This is a genomic window from Microcoleus sp. EPA2, from assembly GCA_020882975.1.
In the GTDB taxonomy this organism is placed as follows: domain Bacteria; phylum Cyanobacteriota; class Cyanobacteriia; order Cyanobacteriales; family Microcoleaceae; genus Microcoleus.
In genome coordinates, this window is sequence record JAHRFD010000007.1 from 185866 (window position 1) to 207369 (window position 21504).

Annotated in this window: 20 protein-coding genes; 11 read left to right on the plus strand and 9 right to left on the minus strand. The window is 46.8% G+C overall.

The window, feature by feature from the left end; all coding sequences use genetic code 11:
* The first annotated feature begins 8 nt into the window (after positions 1–8).
* From AAFP14_RS09520 to AAFP14_RS09535, 4 genes are all read left to right on the plus strand, one after another.
* Positions 9–3965 (plus strand): hypothetical protein, encoded by a 3957-nt coding sequence (locus AAFP14_RS09520; protein ID WP_341732026.1) that lies wholly within the window; start codon positions 9–11, stop codon positions 3963–3965.
* A gap of 30 nt (positions 3966–3995) precedes the next feature.
* Entirely contained in the window at positions 3996–4886 is an 891-nt protein-coding gene (locus tag AAFP14_RS09525; RefSeq protein ID WP_341732027.1) for an AMIN domain-containing protein, read from the plus strand.
* Between the two features lie 226 nt (positions 4887–5112).
* Entirely contained in the window at positions 5113–6096 is a 984-nt protein-coding gene (hemB, locus tag AAFP14_RS09530; protein WP_341732028.1) for a porphobilinogen synthase, read from the plus strand.
* Positions 6097–6641: 545 nt separating this feature from the next.
* Positions 6642–7127 (plus strand): GNAT family N-acetyltransferase, encoded by a 486-nt coding sequence (locus tag AAFP14_RS09535; RefSeq protein WP_341732029.1) that lies wholly within the window; start codon positions 6642–6644, stop codon positions 7125–7127.
* 286 nt (positions 7128–7413) lie between these two features.
* On the opposite strand, the gene AAFP14_RS09540 is transcribed toward AAFP14_RS09535, so the two are convergent.
* From AAFP14_RS09540 to AAFP14_RS09560, 5 genes are all read right to left on the minus strand, one after another.
* Positions 7414–8067, minus strand: a complete 654-nt coding sequence (locus AAFP14_RS09540) for an IS607 family transposase (RefSeq protein ID WP_341732045.1) — start codon at positions 8065–8067, stop codon at positions 7414–7416.
* 151 nt (positions 8068–8218) lie between these two features.
* Positions 8219–9151 carry a sensor histidine kinase gene (locus AAFP14_RS09545; RefSeq protein WP_472851036.1) on the minus strand — a complete coding sequence of 311 codons (933 nt, stop codon included), beginning with the start codon at positions 9149–9151 and terminating at the stop codon, positions 8219–8221.
* A gap of 189 nt (positions 9152–9340) precedes the next feature.
* Positions 9341–9931 carry an L-threonylcarbamoyladenylate synthase gene (locus tag AAFP14_RS09550; protein ID WP_341732030.1) on the minus strand — a complete coding sequence of 197 codons (591 nt, stop codon included), beginning with the start codon at positions 9929–9931 and terminating at the stop codon, positions 9341–9343.
* Positions 9932–9971: 40 nt separating this feature from the next.
* Positions 9972–11357, minus strand: a complete 1386-nt coding sequence (locus tag AAFP14_RS09555) for a UDP-N-acetylmuramoyl-tripeptide--D-alanyl-D-alanine ligase (RefSeq protein WP_341732047.1) — start codon at positions 11355–11357, stop codon at positions 9972–9974.
* Positions 11358–11603: 246 nt separating this feature from the next.
* A complete protein-coding gene (locus tag AAFP14_RS09560) occupies positions 11604–11738 on the minus strand; it encodes a hypothetical protein (protein ID WP_341732031.1) in 135 nt (44 codons plus the stop codon).
* Between the two features lie 27 nt (positions 11739–11765).
* Between AAFP14_RS09560 and AAFP14_RS09565 the strand changes: the two genes are divergently transcribed.
* Together AAFP14_RS09565 and AAFP14_RS09570 are read left to right on the plus strand one after the other, a co-directional pair.
* Positions 11766–13061: a hypothetical protein gene (locus AAFP14_RS09565; RefSeq protein ID WP_341732032.1), complete on the plus strand. Its 1296-nt coding sequence runs from the start codon at positions 11766–11768 to the stop codon at positions 13059–13061.
* 195 nt (positions 13062–13256) lie between these two features.
* Positions 13257–13589, plus strand: a complete 333-nt coding sequence (locus tag AAFP14_RS09570; protein WP_341732033.1) for an RNA recognition motif domain-containing protein — start codon at positions 13257–13259, stop codon at positions 13587–13589.
* A gap of 181 nt (positions 13590–13770) precedes the next feature.
* Here the strand turns inward: AAFP14_RS09570 and clpS are convergent, their stop codons facing one another.
* On the minus strand, positions 13771–14052 hold the full coding sequence (gene clpS, locus AAFP14_RS09575; protein ID WP_340518689.1) for an ATP-dependent Clp protease adapter ClpS: 282 nt from the start codon (positions 14050–14052) through the stop codon (positions 13771–13773).
* Positions 14053–14100: 48 nt separating this feature from the next.
* On the opposite strand from clpS, the gene AAFP14_RS09580 reads away from it, so the two are divergent.
* The 4 genes from AAFP14_RS09580 (at position 14101) to AAFP14_RS09595 (ending at position 16803) form a co-directional block, all read left to right on the plus strand.
* Positions 14101–14301, plus strand: a complete 201-nt coding sequence (locus AAFP14_RS09580; RefSeq protein ID WP_341732034.1) for a hypothetical protein — start codon at positions 14101–14103, stop codon at positions 14299–14301.
* A 49-nt stretch (positions 14302–14350) separates the two neighbouring features.
* Positions 14351–14953 (plus strand): DUF3172 domain-containing protein, encoded by a 603-nt coding sequence (locus AAFP14_RS09585; RefSeq protein WP_341732035.1) that lies wholly within the window; start codon positions 14351–14353, stop codon positions 14951–14953.
* A 174-nt stretch (positions 14954–15127) separates the two neighbouring features.
* Entirely contained in the window at positions 15128–16111 is a 984-nt protein-coding gene (locus AAFP14_RS09590; protein WP_341732036.1) for a DUF1517 domain-containing protein, read from the plus strand.
* Between the two features lie 137 nt (positions 16112–16248).
* On the plus strand, positions 16249–16803 hold the full coding sequence (locus AAFP14_RS09595; protein WP_341732037.1) for a cyclic nucleotide-binding domain-containing protein: 555 nt from the start codon (positions 16249–16251) through the stop codon (positions 16801–16803).
* Between the two features lie 140 nt (positions 16804–16943).
* On the opposite strand, the gene gltD is transcribed toward AAFP14_RS09595, so the two are convergent.
* A complete protein-coding gene (gltD, locus tag AAFP14_RS09600; protein WP_341732038.1) occupies positions 16944–18428 on the minus strand; it encodes a glutamate synthase small subunit in 1485 nt (494 codons plus the stop codon).
* 312 nt (positions 18429–18740) lie between these two features.
* Positions 18741–19952 (minus strand): EAL domain-containing response regulator, encoded by a 1212-nt coding sequence (locus tag AAFP14_RS09605; RefSeq protein ID WP_341732039.1) that lies wholly within the window; start codon positions 19950–19952, stop codon positions 18741–18743.
* A 301-nt stretch (positions 19953–20253) separates the two neighbouring features.
* Between AAFP14_RS09605 and AAFP14_RS09610 the strand changes: the two genes are divergently transcribed.
* Positions 20254–20778 (plus strand): SOUL family heme-binding protein, encoded by a 525-nt coding sequence (locus AAFP14_RS09610; protein WP_341732040.1) that lies wholly within the window; start codon positions 20254–20256, stop codon positions 20776–20778.
* A gap of 190 nt (positions 20779–20968) precedes the next feature.
* On the opposite strand, the gene AAFP14_RS09615 is transcribed toward AAFP14_RS09610, so the two are convergent.
* Complete coding sequence (locus AAFP14_RS09615; protein WP_341732048.1) at positions 20969–21400, minus strand: secondary thiamine-phosphate synthase enzyme YjbQ; 432 nt, start codon at positions 21398–21400, stop codon at positions 20969–20971.
* Positions 21401–21504: the final 104 nt, after the last annotated feature.

A 21504-nucleotide genomic window follows, 5' to 3' on the forward strand; every position in this document is an offset into this window, starting at 1 on the left:
CGGGGATAGTGACTTTTCCAACAGTGGCGATCGACAATGGCGCTACCATCACTCGGACGGTTGGGGTAGTGGTGCCGCCGACCCTGAGTGCGATTAGTAACACAGCTAGAAGCAGTGCTGTTACCACGGACCCAGACCTGAGCAATAACAACGGTACGGACCCCAAGGCTAAGGTGTCTACGACGATTGGGGCTGTAGCAGACCTGGTAACTACTAAAAGTGGAGTTACCTCGGCATCCCCTGGACAATCGGTCACTTATACAATTACTACGGGCAATATCGGGCCAAGCGATGCGTCTAATGTTGTCATCAGCGACAGTATAGTTCCAGGGTTAACGGGAGTTGTGGTTTCTAATGAGGGCACCTACGATCCGGTTTCTGGGCTGGTGAATTTTCCGGCGATCGCCAAGGTGTCCAGGGGTGAAACCATCACTCGTACTGTTAGCTTAGTAGTTCCCGACAGTGGCAGCATCAGCAATGTTGCCAGCAGTAAATCAACGACGGCAGACCTTAACCTCAGCAACAACGACGGTTCCTCTGCTACTGCTAAAGTCACTACCAGTGTGGTTGCGGGTCCTACTATTCCTACTGCGGATTTGGTAACTACTAAAACCGGTCTCACATCTGCGACTGTTGGTAGTTCTGTTACCTATACTATAAATACCTTGAACAAGGGGCCTGATGCTGCGGTGGGAGTAGCGATCGCTGACAGCATTGTTCCTGGTTTAACCGGAGTCAAGGTATCTGATGAGGGTACTTACGATCCGGTGTCTGGGATTGTCACTTTCCCGGCTATTTCCAGTTTGCCCAGCGGTGAGAATGTCAATCGTTTTGTGACGTTGGTGGTTCCTGGGACTGGTATCAAAAATACTGCTTCGAGTCGATCGACTACGACAGACCCCAATCTGAATAATAACAATGGTTCCGAACCAAATGCGACTGTCATCACTACTCTCACCCCGACGGCGCCGACAAACCAATCTCCCATAGCCGACAAAAACACCACTATAATTTTGCCGAAAAACACGATCGCCATCGGTGGACTCGGAGGCAGCGATCCAGATGGGACTGTGGTTTCTTTTACCGTGAACACTTTGCCACCAACCAATCAAGGTGTTCTCTTCCTGGGAAATCCCGATCGAGGTGGGGTGCCGGTGAGTGCCGGTCAAGTCCTGACACCGGATCAAATTAGCCAGTTGTTTTTCCAATCGGCGGGAACCTTCACAGGGGCAACTTTTAGTTACAGCAGCAAGGACGATGGGGGAAGCAGCAGTGAAGCAGCAGTAGTTTCTCTAGCTTTGCCAAAGTTCAATGAACCGCCGGTGGCTGCGAACACAAATACTGCGGTGACACCGAATTCTGTGGTGAAGCTGGCAGGGCTGGGGGCGAAGGATGTAGATGATGCGATCGCCTCTTATACAATCGATACTCTGCCTCTCAATAGCCAAGGCATCTTGTTCTTGGGCGATCCAGCCCAGGGCGGAGTGGCAATTACTGCCGGTCAAGTTTTGAACCCTGACCAAATCAACCAGTTATTTTTTCAAGCAACTGGTACTTTCGCGGAGGCTAGCTTGACTTACAGTGCCAAAGATAGTCGCGGTGCGATCGGTCTCACCCCTGCCACGGCCAGTCTGTTCTTGCCTGTGGTTAACCAACCCCCAGTCACCAACAATTCTAGTGTGAGTCTGTTGCCAGAAACCACTGTCAAAGTCCCTGGATTGGGAGGGAAAGACCCCGACGGTGAAATTGTTTCCTATACAATCAATACCGTTTTACCACCCAAGGAAGGTACATTGTTCTTGGGAGACCCGACTCAGGGCGGAGTGCCGATCGCATCTAATCAAGTTTTGACTCCGAGTCAAATTACGGAGGTGTTTGTTCAGTCTAGTAGTGGTTTTACAGGAGCAGTTGTCACCTATACCGCTAAGGACAACACGGGGGATATCAGTCCTACGGTGGGAATAGTTTCTACTACTCTGCCACAAATTACCCCAACACCAGCACCTGTACCAGCACCTACACCCACACCTGCACCGGAACCTGTACCAATCACCACCCCCACACCGGCACCTGCACCAATCACCACGCCCACACCGGCACCAGTACCAATCACCACGCCTACACCGGCACCTGTACCAATCACCACCCCCACACCTGCACCTGTACCTACGTCAACATCCACCATTGTGGTTGCGCCGGTATCCGAACCGGATACAGGTTGTGGTTGTCAACCTCTGCCTGTTTTGCCTGGGATAACTTTTTCGCAAGCCCAGCCGGCCCCAATTCTCAACTTCGACTCCAATGCAGCAGAGTCGATCAATATTAACAACACCGTCTTCGGCACTGCTGGAAATGATTATTTAACTGGTGCCGATGCCAATGAAATGTTTGTTGGACTCCTGGGAGATGATACGGTTTTGGGAGAAGGTGGTTCAGATATTGTTTTTGGCGATCGAGAACAGGATTTCATTGCTGCGGGCTGGGGTAATGACATTGTTTATGCCGGCAAAGAAAGCGATATTGTGTTCGGAGGTAAGAATGCCGATCGCATTTTTGGCGATCGCAATTCCGACACCCTTTATGGCGATCGCGGTCCCGACACGATCGTTGGTGACAATGGTAACAGTGTTGATTTGACTGGGAATGACGGCGACTTAATTTTTGGTGGAGAAGGTGCTGATGCGATCGCTGGCAACCAAGGAACCGACACTGTGTACGGGGGTAAAGGTGCAGATATCGCCTACGGTGGCATCGAAAATGATGTGATTTGGGGCGATCTGGATGCCGATACTTTGTTGGGTGACAACGGAGACGATTCCCTGTTCGGTGGTGTCCTCAATGCCCTAGCCAAGGACTCAGAAGGACGCGATTGGCTATTTGGAGGGGACGGTAACGACTTACTCAACGGTCAAGATAACGATGATACTTTGCTTGGTGGTAATGGTCGCGATTTGGGGTTTGGCGGAAAGGGAGGGGATCGCATTTTCGGCGAAGCTGATTCCGACACTCTCTACGGCGGCCTCGGTTCTGACACCATACTAGGCGACTATGGTAAAGCTGTTGATAGCACGATCGCTACGAACGAAGGTGACTTAATTTTCGGTAATGACAGTGAGGATATCATCGGCGGTGGCAGTGGCAACGATACCCTGTTGGCTGGTAAGGGTAATGACTTAGTTTATGGTGGCAAAGATGCTGACATGATTTGGGGCGAACTGGGCGCTGACACTCTAGTCGGCGATGACGGGGATGATTCCCTTTATGGTGGTTTGCAAAACCCGTTAGTTAGTGATGTTGATGGCCGCGACTTATTGTTTGGCTCAGATGGGAATGATTTTCTCGATGGTGGAGATAGTTCTGATTCTTTGGATGGTGGTTTGGGTAACGATTTTGTTCGTGGTGGGAACGATGATGATTTGGTCGAGGGAAATGCTGGAGACGATTTAATTTACGGTGATAATGGGAGCGATATTTTATGTGGCGATGATGGTAATGATACGATTTTTGGGGATGAGGGTGACAACGGGAAATCTGTAGGGGCGATCGGGCAACAAGACTGCATCAATGGCGGCAGTGGCGATGACTTGCTTTATGGCAATGAAGGGCAAGATATTCTCAACGGTGATGAGGGTAATGATACTCTTTACGGAGGGAAAGATAGCGATATTCTCAACGGAGGTGCAGGAGATGACTGGTTGCGTGGTGATGGGGGAGATGATACTTTGATTGGCGGTGTTGGGAGCGATCGCTTTATGTTAAGTGCTAACAGCGGTATCGACACTGTGCTCAATTTTGAAGTAGGAGTTGACAAGTTTGCTCTGACTGGGGGGTTGAGTTTTTCACAATTGCAAGTTGCTCAAACTGGCAATGAATTTTTACTGCAAGTAGCTGGAACCAATCAAGTTTTGGCTAAGGTAATTGGGGCTAATAGTTTGATTACGGCTGCGGATTTCTTGTCAGTTTAGTTATTCTCAAATATAGTTTAAGGAGCAGCCATGCAATACCAAAAATTTTGGCAACACTTACAAAAATTGACTCTTAATATCAATTCCGTTAGCATCGGAATTATTAATCTTTCTCTTCTCTTCCTTTGCGTCCTTTGCGCCTTCGCGGTTAAATCATTCCGATGCAACCGGAAACGATATAATTCTCTAGCACCCCGATTGTTAGCCAGCTTGTCCCTGAGTCTGAATCTAGCGGTCGCCACCACAGTTTTGATGCCAATCGGACAACAACAAGCCACCGCTTCCACTGTTCCCCTTTGGCAATTCGATCCAGCCACCAATGAGTTAATCATTAGCCTCCCAGAAGGCATAACTCCCAAATATTCTGTATTAAACTCCAATCAAATTGCTGTGGATTTGCCTAATACTGAAATCTCAGTAGATGCAACTCAGTTATATCCAAAAGGATTAATAAGTTCTGTGGGAATGAGTCAAATTCAACCGGGAAGGGTGAGAATTGTGATGGAGTTAGCACGAGGATTTGCTGTAAAGCCCGATCGCACTCAATTCCAAAAAATTGGGGCCGCCAATCGCTGGGTGTTAGTGCCCGCCATCGCCCCAAGTGCGATCGCCAACACCAGGGAAACCACAACCCCCTCAGCCACAGCCATAGCACAGCCCCAGCCGACAACAACTCCCAACTCGGAGCCCACTCCAGAACCTGTGGCACCAAGTGCGATCGCCACTCAAACTTACGATCGCCCTCCCGCCCAACAAACAACCCAAAATGACCAAATCCGACCCATAACAGTGCCTTTAGTGAGGGTGGCAGTGGAGGAACGGCGGGGGATACGTGTAGCTCCCGTGCCACGTCCTGCTGCACGCTCGGAGGGGATAATCAACTTTGGCGAACCGCTACCCAATACCGATCGAATTAATTGAACCCCCTGTTGCCGTGTTCCCGGTTAAATCATCTGACAGTGCCACGGGATTTGATATGATATCAATTCCGGTTAACTGCACTCTCAGGTGATTGTTGATTGTTTTATCATTCCGATGCCACCGGAAACGATAGGATGCGTCCTAGCCTGCCCAACAATAAGCTCTAGACTTTTAAAACCATCCACAAGTCTCCAGGACCGGACTTGACCTAACATTAAAAAACATTATGTTTCCCACACACCGTCCCCGCCGCCTCCGCAACCATCCCCAACTCCGCCGGATGGTGCGCGAAAATATCTTGACAACCAATGATTTAATTTACCCCCTATTTGCCGTACCGGGGGAAGGTTTTGCTAAAGAAGTCACATCAATGCCAGGAGTTTACCAGCTCTCGATCGACAAAATTGTCGAAGAAGCAAAAGAAGTTTACGACCTCGGCATTCCGGCAATTATTTTATTCGGAATTCCCGCCGATAAAGACACAGACGCCACTGGTGCTTGGCACGATTGTGGGATTGTCCAAAAAGCGACAACAGCAGTCAAAGAAGCAGTACCAGATTTAATTGTCATGGTCGATACTTGTCTGTGTGAATATACCAGTCACGGTCACTGTGGCTATTTGCAAGTCGGCGATTTAACCGGTCGTGTTTTGAATGACCCAACCCTAGAATTGCTCAAGAAAACAGCGGTTTCTCAAGCTAAAGCCGGTGCAGATATTATCGCACCTTCTGGGATGATGGACGGTTTTGTCGGAGCAATTCGGGAAGGATTGGACGATGCTGGATTTGAAGATATTCCTATCATGTCCTACGCGGCAAAATATGCTTCCGCTTATTATGGCCCGTTCCGAGATGCGGCGGATTCTGCACCCCAATTTGGCGATCGACGTACCTATCAAATGGACCCCGGAAATGGTCGTGAAGCTCTCAAAGAAATTGCTCTCGATATTGCCGAAGGTGCGGATATGCTCATGGTTAAACCTGCTTTAGCCTATATGGATATCATCTGGCGCGTTAAGGAAGCAACTAATCTCCCAGTTGCAGCTTACAACGTTTCTGGAGAATATGCGATGGTGAAAGCCGCTGCTCTCAATGGTTGGATAGATGAAGAAAGAGTAGTGATGGAAACTTTGACAGGATTCAAACGTGCGGGTACTGATTTGATTTTAACTTATCACGCCAAAGATGCCGCCCGCTGGTTAAAAGGCTGAGGAAATCTCCGCGGTTGATACCCCGTCGTAGTCCAAGGGCTACCTAACCTACTTCATCTATTGGAAAGAGGTTATATAGCCTTTCTCAGACACTCGGAGGGCCGGCACGGGGGCACGGCCCCTACAAGCGAAGGGAACCGCCCTGGGCGGCACGGCTGTTTCATTGTCCAGAAAACGATGATTCTGTAGGGAGTAGTGTTCCCCGCCTGCTCCCCTCATATCAAATCCGTTGACATCAGAATTATGATTTCTCTCTTCTCTTTCTCTGTGTCCTCTGTGTTCTCTGTGGTTTAATCATTCCGATACAACCGGAAACGATATCACTCACAACGCTTGAGAATCGCCCTAATAGCCACAGCCAAGGCTATTAAGGCGACTTTTGTACATCCAGAGCGGCGACTTTTTCTGTAAAGTGGTGGCTCTGATAGCGATCGCATTTTGTTAGTAAAAAGTATTAATGATTACGGAAATTAGTCAGATAATATGGGTGAATTAATTTATGTTTGTATGTTTAGAATTAAATACAATTTGCAGGCAGATTTAGAATGACATCAACGACTAGAGATTCCAGTCACATTCAATTTTGCATAGGTCACGATCGAGTAGACCTCGAACAACTTCAACATCTATTTAAAGTAGCTGCATTTTGGGCTAGGGAACGCAAGATGGAAGATTGGAAAATCGCGATCGCCAATAGCGAGCCAGTGGTCACGGTCTGGGATGGCGAAAGGGCGATCGGTTTTGCCAGAGCCACATCAGACGGCATCTATCGAGCTACCATTTGGGATGTTGCCATTCACCCAGATTACCAGGGTGCAGGACTGGGACGCAAATTAGTCCAAACAGTTTTAGGTCATCCTCGAATGAGCCGAGTAGAGCGAATTTACCTGATGACAACTTACAAACAAAGCTTCTACGAGCGCATCGGTTTTCAGCATAACGCCAGCACGACAATGGTACTAGAAAATCAGCCCTTAGAAGAGAATGTAGAATTAGAAATTATCAATCAAGAACTGCTATACAAATACTAGACAAGTCTAGACATTTGCTTCTTGTCAGTTAATAGCTAGAGACTGTTTTAGTCCCACATTTGAAAGGCGGTTAGTCTTTCTCTTGCAAGCCCAGTGGCTTTAGCCCTGGGTGATATCAATTCCGGTTGTATCGGAATGATTTAACCACGAAGGCGCTAAGGACGCGAAGGAAGAGAAGAGAGAGATTAATCATTCCGATGTCAACGGATTTGATATGAGTGACTATTGTTGCTTGATTTTTGTTTAGCTTTAACTTTGTTTTGATGGACAAAAGCATTGCTCGACCTCAACACTGTATTTCTTGATTGCTCAATTCTGAGACATCTTGTACTGGTCTGTCAATAGCATACTTGAGCTTTTCCTTGATGTCTTTGGAGTAATTTCGCCGACCGTATAACCGACAAGAAAAACAGTGGATTATCGCCATCAAATCTTCTACTAATTCATGTTGAGGGGACAAAGACTCTTGGTTGGCAACTACAATCTGACACCCAACTGATGTAGCAAGCTCCTGAATAAATTCAAATGCGAAACGGCACATCCTGTCTTTGTGTGCAATCACTATTGTTGATATTTCGCCTCTAAGCATTGACAGCATAATTGCTAGAAACTTTTTCCTCTTGAAGTTTAGCCCACCACCAATTTCTGATACCCAGTCATCGACGCTCAGCCCTCGACCTAAACAAAAAGCTTCCATTGCCAGTACCTGATTTTTGAGTTCTGGCTTTTGCGCGCTAGATGAGACTCGGCAGTAGACGATTGTCTTTCGCTTGGCTTCTATGGGTTTCAATCCGTTGGCGATTAAAAGGTCGTCCTCTGTGTAAAAACGATGACCCGACAGGGTGCGCTTGGCTGGCAGCTTTCCTGAGACATCCCAGCGCTGGAGAGTCTTTACTGATAATCCAAGTTTTTTTGCGAATTCGTGTGGTTTAAACAAAATGGTACATCGTAGATTTGTCTACAAGTGTACCACTTTGTCTATTTCTTTGCTAACTACGTACTAGCTCTGATATATTTGCAAAAATGGGATGCTCCCAAAACTCTTGCGTGCATTGCCTGCCTATGGCAGTTCGTCTTTCATATCTGAATAATCACTGCTGAGCTAAAGGAATAGAACATTGAGTCCGAGTGAAATTGGACTCTTCAGTCTCCGAAGGAACCGCCAGCACCTCTAAACGCCCGTTCATTAAACTTAGCAGCGTCTGATCCATCAATAACCTCATTCCCGAAGACACTTTAACTGGATCGGTACTCTTATTATCGGTCTCTAAATCGTGCTTTAATAAATCCCAAGACTCGCTCCAAGCACTGATGGAACGCTGGTCGTCTACCCAAATGTTAACGTAGCCAGATTCCGGTGAAGGGTGTGCAGAAACAAAAATACTCCCCTCTTCCATTTCGGCAATAGCAGTATCTATCAAATTGACTAACACTTGCCTAAATCTGGGAAAATCAACCAATACATAAATTTCGGGATCGGGCGGGGATATTTCTAGGCGAATGCTGCGGTTAGCTGCTTGTAGGTAAGTTAAATCATCCACTTCATCAAAGATTTTAGCTAACTGAATCGGCTCAATATCCATCGTCTCAGTGCCATGTTCAGTTTTAGCAACAAAGATAATTTGATCGATCAATTTCACTAACTTGAGTGCCGCCGTGTGAGCTTGTTCGACAAACTCCCGTTCTTCAGCAGGGTCGTCGCACAAATCCGACATAATTAATTGCAGCGTGCCAATCATACTGCTCAATGGCGATCGCAATTCGTGAGAAGTCCTAGCCAAAAAACCGGCCTTAAATTGACTCATTTCCGAGGCCATCTGATAAGCCAATTGAGTTTGCTTCAGTTGCTCAGACATGGTATCAAACTTCTCTAAATAAATCTCTTGAGGAGTTGACTGCTGGTGGGGTGCAGGTTCTAGCGGTTCCGAGCTCTTTGGCCGCGGACGCCAGATCAAATTGCTTCCCAAACCAAGTCCCAGCCCCATTCCTATATATATCAATTCGCTCCAGCCCATCAGCGCCATATCACTTTGCCTTCGAGTTTAGCTATTTCGCGCCTCGCCCTCGCGCGACATCCGATCGAGGATTTGGCGGTGGGATAAAGGCTAGTAAAAACTTTCACACGATCCTAGCGTCTTTCTGCATAGCAGGAACAGGTAGGAGAGTATTTGATTTTTTACCAAGATTTAATTTAAGTGCCTATTTTTCGGTCACTATTCTAACTGTACCGCGCCCTGTCGCAAGATTTTCCAACCACTGCCAGTCCATTTAGCAACGGTGGAAGGAAGACTCGAAGCTGTGGCTATGGTTGGTAATTCCGAAGGCTGTAGAGTCAGGACTTCGGGAAACTGGGCTTCAATTTCTGCCATGGACTCCAGAGGGGGTTGGCCGGACAAATTGGCACTGGTGGTAGCCAAAGGGCCTGTCTGCTGTAGAATTTGGCGTGCCAGGGTACTATTAGGGACTCGCAATCCAATTGTAGTCGGGTCGATCGCATTCATAGCCACGGGTACTTTTGCTGAGGCTGGGAGTACCAAAGTTAAAGCCCCCGGCCAAAAAGATTGCGCCACTTGTTCCCACACTTGGAAATCTGCTGGACTTCCGTCCACGTAGCCCCACAAATCCTCTGCTGAGGCTGCCATCAAAATCAGCGGTTTGTCTTGGCTGCGCCGTTTAGCGGCAAAAATCAACTCGGAGCGATCGGGCAAGGTAGCCAAAGCGGGTACAGTATCAGTGGGAAAACTGACTATAGCAGTGCCAGAAATTGCTCTTTCAACGAGGGTATTCATCGAAACTTGAGTCATCGGATTTGAGATTTTTTAGTCATTAGTCAGTTGTCAGTTGTCAGTTGTCAACAATCATATCAGTTCTCAGCCGATCGACTACTCGATTTAACTCCATCGCGTGAGAGGCCTTAAATAAAATGCGATCGCCTGTTTCTACAAACTCCATTAAATGCCTTGCTAGCACATCGTGAGCATTCTGGGCCGAAATATCTTCTATTTCCACCAAAGGCAAACCCGCAGCACCACTCGCCATCGCCACAGCTTCTTCAAAATCAGCAAACACAAACAAAGCATCGACATTTAAGTTTCGGGCTGCTGTTCCCACTTGTCTGTGAAATTCGAGGGATTTATCGCCCAATTCTTTCATCGTTCCCAACACGGCAATCCGCCGTTTCCCTGGAGTATCCGCCAACAGTCTCAAGGCCGCCAACATCGACTCCAAACCCGCATTATAAGTCTCATCTAAAATCACAATATCCTTCGGTAATTCGTACTTACGCGCTCTCCCATCAGGTAATTGTACAGACAAACCTTGCTGGAAAACTTGCCAATCAATATCTAACACTTTGGCTACGGCCAAAGCTGCTAGATAATTCACAGCATTGTGCCTTCCTGGTAGAGGTAGTGGCAATTCTAGATCTTCAATACCCATTGAATTATTGTCGATGAATGTGCCATGCAAATCTCCACCTTCTAAGCCGTAGGTTAAAGTTTTTCCTTGCCAAACTTGGGCTGCTGCTGTGATTAATTTGTCACTATCATGATTGAGAATAGCAATACTGGCTGCTGGCATTTCTGCTAACAATTCGCATTTAGCCGTCGCGATCGCCTCCGAGGACCCCAATCGCCCAATATGCGCCGTTCCCACATTTGTAATTACTGCTATCGTGGGGCGGGCAATTTGCGCTAACAGCGCAATTTCACCAAGTCCCCGCATTCCCATCTCAATAACGGCATAATTGTGTTCTGGCGACAGCTCTAACAGGGTCTTTGGTACTCCAATTTCATTGTTATAGTTCAATTGAGTTTTGAGTACATTCCCTTGGGTTGACAAAACTGCTGCAATCAATTCTTTAGTAGTGGTTTTACCTACGGAACCAGTTACCGCAATTACCGGTATACTGAATTGGTCGCGCCACCAACGGGCGATCGCCTGATAAGCTGTTAAAGTATTGTCAACTCGCAATAGGGGAAAGTTAGGAACTTTTCCTTGCCAATCGCGATCGACAACCGCCACGATTGCCCCCAAATCCCTGGCTTTTTCCACAAATTGATGCCCGTCAAAATTTTCTCCCCGCAGTGCCAAAAATACCTCTCCCCCCTGAATAGTCCGCGTGTCTGTGGTAATACCAGTGCCTAATCTTGTCAACACAGCCTCAGAGGCAACAGGCAAAGCTACGGTTAAAATTTCAGCAAGTTGGGAAATAGTGACGCGACAAACCATATTACTAGCACTCACACTTTAAATACTCAATTTCAGCACTCGCCACCGATCGCCAGACCTCAAAATTAACTATGTGGGGGCTGTCGATCGGGATTTGCTCTAACAATCGTAATACTAAATCGCCCTCAGACTCACAAATCTCTAACTGAGGGTCTACATTTGCGAGCAATTTTTTACCTAAAATAATGGTGATTGAGGCCTTGCGAGGCGCTAAGAATTTGTGTCATGCTATTGTTAGTAAATAGTTTAATTAGACAAAAAAGAGCGATCGACCCACGATGCTGACGGCTGCTGCCCCAAAGCTTTGGGAATCCAGCAAATGCCTGAATTGAATTCAGGTGCTTCTTCAGCTAATTTATCGAGCCAATGGCGCTGCAACATCTTGCCGAATTTCGGAGGGTAAAAAGAGTGAATAATACCTGGAAAGACAGTTACAGCCGATCTAGCTACGAAGCTGAACACCTACTTTATCAGCACTGGCTGAATCTGGTACAAGTAGAATCACCAGCGGAAATTATCAATCGTTTTCGCACTTTGTTTATCAATTGTGAGAACTATCCCGATCGGGCGATCGTCGAGGCTTTGGAAAAAATCGCCACCTCAAAAGATGCAGAACCAGAATTCAAGTACATCCTCAACCGCTGCTGTCACATCGCCATCAACCGCTGGCAAACCTACCCCAACAAGCAAGCGGCCATCCCGGAATTGATCGCAGTATTTGAAGAGGTTCCCAAGATCGTATTTGGATACAATCGATCGCGGGCGATCGGTCAGATCGCCAAATTAGTCAATCAATTTACCACCAGCGAACAGTACCTCGCCCTCAAACGCTTATCCAAAGTCATCCTTCACGGTTCCGAAGAAGCTAACCACACCAAAACCCCCACTAACCTAGCCCTGGGAAGCTTGATTCCTCGCTACCCATACCTTTACACCCACTGTCTCCTCAGCGACGACAGCAACTACGAACAACAAAGAATCATTAAAAAAATCCAAGCCCGAAAGCAGCAGCAATTTGAAATCAACCTCTCCCAATACGTTGCTCACCAAGTCAGAAAAATGCAAATAGCTCGCCGGGGAACCTCAGTTTCCTTTGGCAGACATATACAAAGTATAAACAATCCCACACTCTTGAGCGACACCGAACTGTTGTTCGCACTCAAGCAATTTGTCGGCAAAGTAGAAGGAGGCAATACTTACAGACACCTAGCGAACAGTTTTCTTGCCCACACTAGCCAAAGTCAGTGCTACGGTTCTTTTAAAGATGATTTATACGAATACTTGATTTCTGGTGTCACCAACCACCGCTACGGTCAAGGTCAATTTAAGGAAAAATTGTATAACCAATTACAAAGTACCTTTCCCCACAGCGACTCTCAGAAGTTAAACGAATGTTTAATGATGAGAACTTGCAGCCAGTTATTGAATTTTTTAGTAGTAGAGAGTCAGAAACGACCCAAGCACTTTGTCTTCATTGACCTCATCTCCAATCTCGGCCCCACTGAGACTACAGGTTTGCTGTTGAAAATTGTACTAATTTGCGGCAAAGTCAAACCCTACCTAGAAAAGCGTTTGGCAATTTTGTTCGGTCACTACGAGTTTTCTGCCAGAACAGGTGTGATGTGGTTAGTGAAAGCCCTAGAGAACCTGAATCTAGCTTTGAGTACCAACTTTGGCAAGGTAGACCTATCTTTCCTGCCATAAATAGGCTGGGCGCAACTAACTGTTGAAACCTACTCATCAGAGACTATTCTGTGTTAAAATACCAAGTGTGAATTAGATTCGGTTGTAGGCTTTGTTCATTGCTACAGAATTGTCTAAAAACTTGCCCTTCTGTATCGGCAGGGAACTCTCCGAAACTGAAATCTTTGCACTGTCTAAATTTTGGAGTTATTTCCCATGTCGATATACGTCGGTAACTTATCCTACCAAGTTACCTCAGAAGACATCACCTCCGTCTTCGCCGAATACGGAACCGTTAAGCGAGTACATCTACCTACCGACAGAGAAACAGGTCGCCCCCGCGGCTTCGGTTTTGTAGAAATGTCAAACGATGCAGAAGAAGATGCAGCCATTGCTGCTCTCGATGGAGCAGAGTGGATGGGTCGCGACCTGAAAGTTAATAAAGCCAAACCCCGCGAAGATGAAGGTAATCGCTCCGGCGGCAACCGGGGCGGGGGTGGTCCAGGAAAATTTGCTCGCGGTGGAGGAGGAGGGGGAGGACGTTATTAATTTCCTCGGACGCAGATTTGATATTGGAGATTTCCGATGAAGGGCACCTAGCTCCGAACCGCCTTCTGTTCAAATTTCCTGCTTTACTTTAAATACACGCTAAAGCCAAGGGTCAAGCCCTTGGCTTTTAGCTATCAGTTTTTTTTGTTGAGATGACAGAGTCTTGCTCTAAACTCAGACTCTATTCGTCTGGTTCGATCGTACTACTCAATCCGTGATTGTTGAGCGTTTCGCTGTAAAACTCAGCGTGTTCTAAGGCGCACACAATCACCAGTCCCAGCCCGTTGGTGTGAGCTTCCATCATAATATTCACAGCCTGTGGCTGAGTCAGACTCGGAACCGTCTGCATCAGAGTTTGCACCACGTACTCCATCGGGTTGAAATCATCATTGTGCAGCAGAACGCGGTAGCGGGGTGCAAGCTTACGGACTGTTGAAGGCTTGACAATAATTTCGACAGACACTACTTTGTATCCTCCTGGTGGGTAAAATGTTAAAATTTGTGAATAATCTTGAGTCGGATTCTTCCGCTGTGCAATGGTATCCGACTTTTAGTTATTTTAATTGAATTGACATCCTGTGAGGTCATCAAATTCCGACAAAGTAGCCAAAAAGTCGATCGCCAGACGCAGATGCAGTTTGGAAAAACTCCTGTCTCCCCAGCCTGTTACCGTGACCGGGCGATCGCCGTACAATTAGAACACAAAAGATAAAAATAAAAAACTACTCCCTGGTAACTCTCCAAAACCCACTGAAGCTGATATGAAACGCAAACCTAAACCCTACAACGACAGATTCACAGCCGACGCACCGCGAGGAGATGAAGACTCCGACTACTCCAGTCCCTTTGGCGGACAATCCCGACGCCAGTCTCCCTCTGGGAAACCTTCCTTCGTCAATTACACATCCTTGGGGATTTTAGCAGCGGTTTTCATTCTCGGCATTGGAATTGGTATTGCCTTTAGCTCTACCGCTACCATTAGCCCAGAAAACGTAGCATCCCGCGAATTTATCGATCGCAGTGCCCCGAATCCCGAACTTTGCGTACAGTTTGGAGCCAGCGCGATGGTGACAGATATGCGCGCCTATGTCACCCTCAACCCTTTCAACGTCTACATTTCACAGCCAACTATGCGCCCTGGTTGCGTGCTCAGGACCAATAACTGGGCAATTCTAGAACAAAGAAAGCTCGTCAGCCAAGACCAAGTACGCGAGTGCAAAAATCGGATGAATACATTTGGCTTTACCGGTACTTTGGAAAGTCAACCGGATATCAATTGTATCTATCAAAACGATAGTGCCAAAAACCTGTTTATCAACCAGCCCGGTTCCGTGGCTCCAACCACAGATAATCAGAATTTCTAAGTTGAGGTGATCTTCCGCGATCCTCAAGGGTTAGCGGGAGAGCGACCTCTATAGTTTTTAGTCAGGACTTGAGTCCTTAAGTACGGATATCTCACCGATTTCACGCCTGCAACCGGGCTGCCCACAGGCGAGAATAGACTGTAAATTATATATGTATCGCATAGTAATGGTCTTATGTACAAGCAACTAATTTCAAGAATCAAACCGCTTTTGAAATCACTATTTGCGATCGGGCTGGTACTGACACTAGCCCTGGGTAACGCTGATGGAGCCCTGGCGGCCCGCAGCGGGGGACGCATCGGTGGTGGCTCTTTTCGGGCTCCAGCGCGCAGCTATTCGTCTCCTAGCCGCACTTACGCACCGTCTGGAGGGGGGTACTACCCTGGTGGTGGCTTTGGTGGTGGCTTTGGTTTCCCGTTCTTGCTGCCCTTTTTTGGGTTTGGGGGTGGCTTTGGTGGTTTGTTCTCGATTTTGATTTTTATTTCGATCGCGAATTTCCTCGTCCAAAGCTTCCGCCGCGCCGGGGGCACAGGGGAGGAAGAACTAGGCTACAGCACACCGACAAACGTCTCTGTGGCTCGTTTGCAAGTTGGTTTGCTAGCAGATGCTCGCGGTTTGCAATCGGAACTCGACTCCTTAGCAAAAACAGCGGATACCGATACAGCAACGGGTCGCGCTCAGGTGCTACAAGAATCTACTCTGGCGTTGCTGCGCCATCCAGAATACTGGGTTTATGCCGGTGCTGAATCTCAGCAAACTCGCTTGGAAGCAGCAGAAGCTAAATTTAATCAATTTTCTCTGGCAGAACGCAGTAAATTTACAGAAGAAACTCTCTCAAATTTTAACAACCTGCTTCGGGAATCTGGAAGCAACAATGTACTGCCAAGTGTGAAGGAAAATGGCGTACTGGTGGCTGGGGATTTGAGTCAAGCTCCTGGTGAATATATTGTGGTGACGTTGATTGTCGGTACTCTAGGCAAATTGCAGTTACCAGTAGTCAAAAATTCTGAAGATTTGCGCATGGCTTTGCGTCAAATTGGGGGAGTGTCTAGCGAGCAGTTGTTGGCGGTTGAGGTGCTGTGGACTCCTCAAGCTAATGGCGATACTTTGACTGCTGATGATATGTTGGCTGGTTATCCCGATTTGCGATCGATTTAGTTAGAGACTATGGGCGGGGTGAATTGTGCCCCGCGCCCATGACAGGGGTTCTATTTAAAAAAAATGTTTAACCAATGCTATTATTGACAGATTATGCATCTAATTTTTTATAAAAAAAGCGCTCTGGAGCTAGATTCATGACCGACAGCAGTAGAAAAAAAGCACTTTTCATTTTGAGTCAGTTAAATAACGATGACATCAACTGGATAGTCCAAAAAGGTAAGAAAGAAATTATTGAACCCAACAGGATACTGATTCACGAAGGGAGACAAATTGATGCCCTCTACATTGTATTGAAGGGAAATTTGAGTGTTTTGCTAGAGGCGAAGGCTACTAAAGAACTGGCAAAAATAGGTAGCGGAGAACTGGTGGGAGAAGTTTCTTTTATTGATACTAGACCTCCTTTGGCAACGGTGAAGGCGATCGAAAAAACAGAGTTGTTAGCAATTCCACGGCGACAATTAATTATCAAACTGCAACATGATATGGGCTTTGCTTCCAGATTTTATTGTGGAATTTCTCTGTGTCTGGCTGACAGAATGCGCGGTACGATTAGACATATAGAGTATGGTCGCAATCTGGAATTAGAAAACTCGGAATTAGAAAGTGAGGATATTAATCCGAGTGTGATGGAGAATTTGGGTCTAGCGCAGGCTAAGTTTAATTGGTTGATGGAAAATGTGAGTAGTTGAGGGGCTTTAATTTGATTGTAAAGTTTGTCCCCATTTGAGAAATTAATGTGATTGAACTAATGGCAGGGACAAGGCTACCCAAACAGTAAAATAGGGGTAGCTTTGTTCCTGCCATTAACTTAAATTTGTGAACCTACAAATTAAGGTAAATCCGTGCTCCCCATTAAATAAAGGTCGCACTCGCGGGCGACACCCCGCCCCTCGTTAATTGCCCAAACTACCAAACTTTGACCGCGGCGACAGTCACCAGCGGCGAATACTCCCGGAATGCTGGTTGTATATTTTTCGTGTTCGGCTTTGATATTGCTGCGGGCGTCGCGTTCCAATCCCATCGCATCCAGCAAGGGCTGTTCTGGACCTAGGAATCCCATCGCTAGCAAGACAAGCTGGGCTGGTAGGACTTTTTCGGTGCCGGGGATGTGTTTGGGAATGAACTGTCCTTTTTCATTTTTTGTCCACTCCACTTCAACGGTGTGTACGGCTTTGACGTTGCCGTTTTCGTCGCCCTCGAACTTGGTGGCGGTGGTGAGATAGCCGCGGGGATCTTCGCCGAATTTGGCTGCGGCTTCTTCTTGGCCGTAGTCGAGACGGTAGACTTTTGGCCATTCGGGCCAGGGGTTGTTGGCGGCGCGTTCCGAGGGCGGTTTGGGGAGGATTTCAAGCTGTACCAGGCTGTTGCAGCCGTGGCGGATGGAGGTGCCCACGCAGTCGGTGCCTGTGTCGCCACCGCCGATGATGACGACATCTTTGCCCGTGGCGGAGATGAAGTTATCGTTGGTGCTCTTGTCGAGAACTGCTTTGGTATTGGCGGTGAGGAAGTCCATGGCGAAGTGGATGCCTTTTAATTCGCGTCCTTCGATGCCTAAGTCGCGGGGTTTGGTGGCGCCGGTGCAGAGGACAACGGAGTCGAATTCTTTGAGCAATTTTTCTACTGGTAAGTCTTTGCCGACTTCGGTGTTGCAGATGAATTTGACTCCTTCGTCTTCGAGGACTTTCAGGCGGCGCAGGACTACTTGTTGTTTGTCTAGCTTCATGTTGGGGATGCCATACATTAGCAGGCCACCGGGGCGATCGGCTCTTTCGTATACTGTTACCCAATGACCGGCTTTGTTGAGTTGGGCGGCGGCGGACAAACCGGCGGGCCCGGAACCGATGATGGCGATGTTTTTGCCGGTGCGTTTCGCCGGTGGTTCGGCGGTAATCCAGCCTTCATCCCAGCCTTTGTCGATGATTGAGGCTTCGATGTTTTTGATTGTGACTGGCGGGTTGTTGATGCCGAGCACGCAAGCGCCTTCGCAGGGTGCGGGACAGACTCGGCCTGTGAATTCGGGGAAGTTGTTAGTTTTGTGGAGTCTGTCTAGGGCTTCTTTCCAGAGTCCGCGATATACTAGGTCGTTCCATTCGGGGATCAGGTTGTTGATGGGGCAGCCACTGGCCATGCCACTAATTAGGTTTCCGGTGTGGCAAAATGGGATGCCGCAATCCATGCAGCGGGCTCCTTGGGTGCGGAGTTTGTCCTCGTCCATGGGTAGGTGAAATTCATCCCAGTTGTGGACTCTCTCCACTGGTGAGAGTTCGGAGGGTAGTTCGCGCAAAAATTCGATAAAGCCTGTTGGTTTTCCCATAGTGGTGTCTTGGTTAGAAGTTATTTGTGGTAGTTTGTCAATGCTGAAGCTGGGGGCTTCTGAATTTACTATTTCGATCTAAATTATGGGCGATCGCGACTCTGATTACCAGTCGTGGACGCCCAAACCAGGTTTCTGAAAGTAATTGCTTCATTTTAGGTTGAGGACGATCGCGAGAAACTGGGTATTTTTGACAGTCCTAGGCACACTCTGAGTCAAAAACCCGGTTTATGCGTGAATATTTGTCGAAAAAAACGACAATTTTTGGAAGAAACCGGGTTTTTTGCGTCCAGGACTATCTTCCTTCTTCCTTTACTGACCTTGCTTGAGCAACTGCTCAAAATCCGTTGGCGGCAAAGGACGACTGAACAAATATCCTTGCATATAATCGCATTGATAGCGCATGATAAAGTCTTTTTCGGATTCCGTTTCTACACCTTCGGCAATTACTTCCAGAGACAGACTGTGAGCCATTTCAATAATAGCTTTTACAATCGCTGCATTTCGAGAGCCATCTGTGATATTACGAATAAATGAGCGGTCTATTTTTAAAGTATCGAAGGGGTATTGTGTCAGATAGCTTAAGGAAGAATAGCCGGTTCCGAAATCGTCAATAGCAATAGCAACTCCCAATTTTTTCAATTGTGTCAAAGTAGCGATCGCGCTTTCGGTATCCTCTATCATCAAACTTTCCGTTAACTCTAATTCTAAACTGTTTGGTTCCAAACCAATTTTTTCTAAAATTTCTGCGACTCTCGTGCTGAGTTCCGGTTGGTGAAATTGACGAGGTGATAAATTAACTGCCACCCGCAGCCGAGAAAAACCCTCATTTTTCCAAGATTTTAAATGGTTGCAAGCTGTCTGCAATATCCACTCGCCCAAGGGTATAATAAAGCCTGTTTGTTCAGCAACCGGAATAAATTCGGTAGGTGGAATCAATCCTTTTTCTGGGTGTTTCCAGCGCACCAAAGCTTCTGCACCGACAATCTTCCCGGTAGTTAGACTAACCTGGGGCTGATAGTAAACCTGGAATTCTTCTTGTCTTAAAGCAGTGTATAAGCTTTTTTTCAGTATGATTAATTTTTCCGAAGCATCTTGTTCTATGATATGCTCGTTGGTTGGTATTTGTAAATTATTGTATTGCTCGACAAAGGCTTCTTGTTTCTTCAACCGACTGGCGATCGCCCCTACCAGTTCAGCTTTAGTAAAAGGTTTAGTCAGGTAATCATCGGCTCCCAATTCCATGCCCTGCCGCATTTCAGCGCGATCGGCTTTACCAGTCAGAAATACAAAAGGTACTGTGGCAGTAGCAGGATTCGCTCGCAAGGCCATCAGCACCCCATAACCATTAAGTTCCGGCATAATCACGTCGCAAAGAATCACATCGGGCAGATTGGACATCGCTAAAGATAAGCCCTGCATTCCATTTTCTGCCCCCATCGCATCAAAACGTTCAAACTTGAGGATTTTGATAATATTCTCCCGAATCACACGATCGTCCTCGATCACTAAAATTTTTTTCATATACTATTCCAGGACAGCGGTATAATTAATCATTTACCTCAACATCATCTAATCTAAACAATTGAAAAGCTACACCCCCCTGATAAAATAACCAAATAGAACCCAAAAAAATTACAAACCCATGAAAAATATTAATTTTCAATGACAATTATATTAAGAATTATTTAAGTTTTTATCCCCGACCGTATTAATATGAGGTTGATTAACAAATCTCTAAATTAATTATAAGTGCAATCCTCAAAATCGAGCGGGATAAATGCTAAAATAGTTTTCCCACTTGTTAAGGCTAAACTCGCAAACAATGTCAGCTTATTTACCCAGTGGATTCCCTGAACCCGCAGAGATTGGCACTATAGAAGTTAAGCAATATCCTCAGTACCGCGCTGTCACTTACTCCCACGCTGGTGATGTGCGGCAAGCTACTGGGGTTGCCTTCAATCCCTTATTCCAACATATCAGCAATAACCAAATTGCGATGACAACGCCCGTAGAAGCCCGCTACACAGGAATTGCAGGGCAAATGGATGTTCCCGAAGTACAAGTTTCTTTCCTCTACCCATCACCAAATATCGCTCCCAGCAGCCTTAGCTCGGCTGTCACAGTAACCGATACGCCACCGATGACGGTTGTTAGCATTGGCATCGGCGGGGCTTACACTTGGGAAAGCTACGAAAATAACCTCCAAAAACTCAAGAATTGGCTTCAACAACATCCAGAATACTCAATAGTCGGACCTCCGCGACGTTTTTTTTACAACTCCCCGATGACACCGGAATCAATGAAAATCAGCGAGGTGCAAATTCCGATCGCTATTTCCAAGAATTGAAGTCAGTAGTCAGTAGTTAGATCAATTCCGGTTGTATCGGAATGATTTAACCGCGAAGGCGCGAAGTACGCGAAGGAAGAGAAGAGAGAGTTTAATACAGGACGATGAAGAGAGGATTTTATATTATTTGTAAGTGGCTACCAATTACCAATTACCAATGCCCGATACACCATGCCTAATTCCCTCTCTTTCAGTTACCGCTGATATGAACGACGAGTTCGCGAGTCTGCCCCCTCTGGCGATGTTCCCATAGGTAAATTCCCTGCCAAGTTCCTAATAGCAGCCTACCGCGAGCGATCGGGATTTGTTCAGAAGTATGAGTCAATGCAGTGCGGATGTGAGCCGGCATATCGTCGGGACCTTCTGCATCGTGAATATAGGTGGCGCTCTCTGGTACCAGTTTAGCTAAAAAGTTGGCTAAGTCCTTGAGTACATCGGGGTCTGCATTTTCCTGTATTAGTAAACTAGCAGAAGTATGGCGCAAAAACAAGGTACAAAGTCCTGTGTTAATACCAGAATTCGCTACCACATTTTCTACCTGATCGGTAATTTTGCATAAAGACTTACCGATAGTGTTAATTTTGAATATCTGTTGGTAATGACTGGAGTTTAGACTAAACAGCTATTAAATCGCGATCGTCACCGCACTCTTGAACGGCAACGGTCGCTGGCGACAAGTTATGAGGCTCAACCATAAGATAGAAGTCCAGCGACCGTTGACGTTCT

Coding starts and splice junctions, on each gene's coding strand:
- AAFP14_RS09545 (WP_472851036.1), bottom strand. CDS start 9,151: ATGGCGCTGATGGGCTGGAGCGAATTGATATATATAGGAATGGGGCTG.
- AAFP14_RS09560 (WP_341732031.1), bottom strand. CDS start 11,738: ATGTTGCAGCGCCATTGGCTCGATAAATTAGCTGAAGAAGCACCTGAA.
- AAFP14_RS09605 (WP_341732039.1), bottom strand. CDS start 19,952: ATGAAAAAAATTTTAGTGATCGAGGACGATCGTGTGATTCGGGAGAAT.
- AAFP14_RS09595 (WP_341732037.1), top strand. CDS start 16,249: ATGACCGACAGCAGTAGAAAAAAAGCACTTTTCATTTTGAGTCAGTTA.
- AAFP14_RS09535 (WP_341732029.1), top strand. CDS start 6,642: ATGACATCAACGACTAGAGATTCCAGTCACATTCAATTTTGCATAGGT.
- AAFP14_RS09555 (WP_341732047.1), bottom strand. CDS start 11,357: ATGGTTTGTCGCGTCACTATTTCCCAACTTGCTGAAATTTTAACCGTA.
- AAFP14_RS09525 (WP_341732027.1), top strand. CDS start 3,996: ATGCAATACCAAAAATTTTGGCAACACTTACAAAAATTGACTCTTAAT.
- AAFP14_RS09570 (WP_341732033.1), top strand. CDS start 13,257: ATGTCGATATACGTCGGTAACTTATCCTACCAAGTTACCTCAGAAGAC.
- hemB (WP_341732028.1), top strand. CDS start 5,113: ATGTTTCCCACACACCGTCCCCGCCGCCTCCGCAACCATCCCCAACTC.
- AAFP14_RS09610 (WP_341732040.1), top strand. CDS start 20,254: ATGTCAGCTTATTTACCCAGTGGATTCCCTGAACCCGCAGAGATTGGC.
- AAFP14_RS09590 (WP_341732036.1), top strand. CDS start 15,128: ATGTACAAGCAACTAATTTCAAGAATCAAACCGCTTTTGAAATCACTA.
- AAFP14_RS09550 (WP_341732030.1), bottom strand. CDS start 9,931: ATGACTCAAGTTTCGATGAATACCCTCGTTGAAAGAGCAATTTCTGGC.
- gltD (WP_341732038.1), bottom strand. CDS start 18,428: ATGGGAAAACCAACAGGCTTTATCGAATTTTTGCGCGAACTACCCTCC.
- AAFP14_RS09585 (WP_341732035.1), top strand. CDS start 14,351: ATGAAACGCAAACCTAAACCCTACAACGACAGATTCACAGCCGACGCA.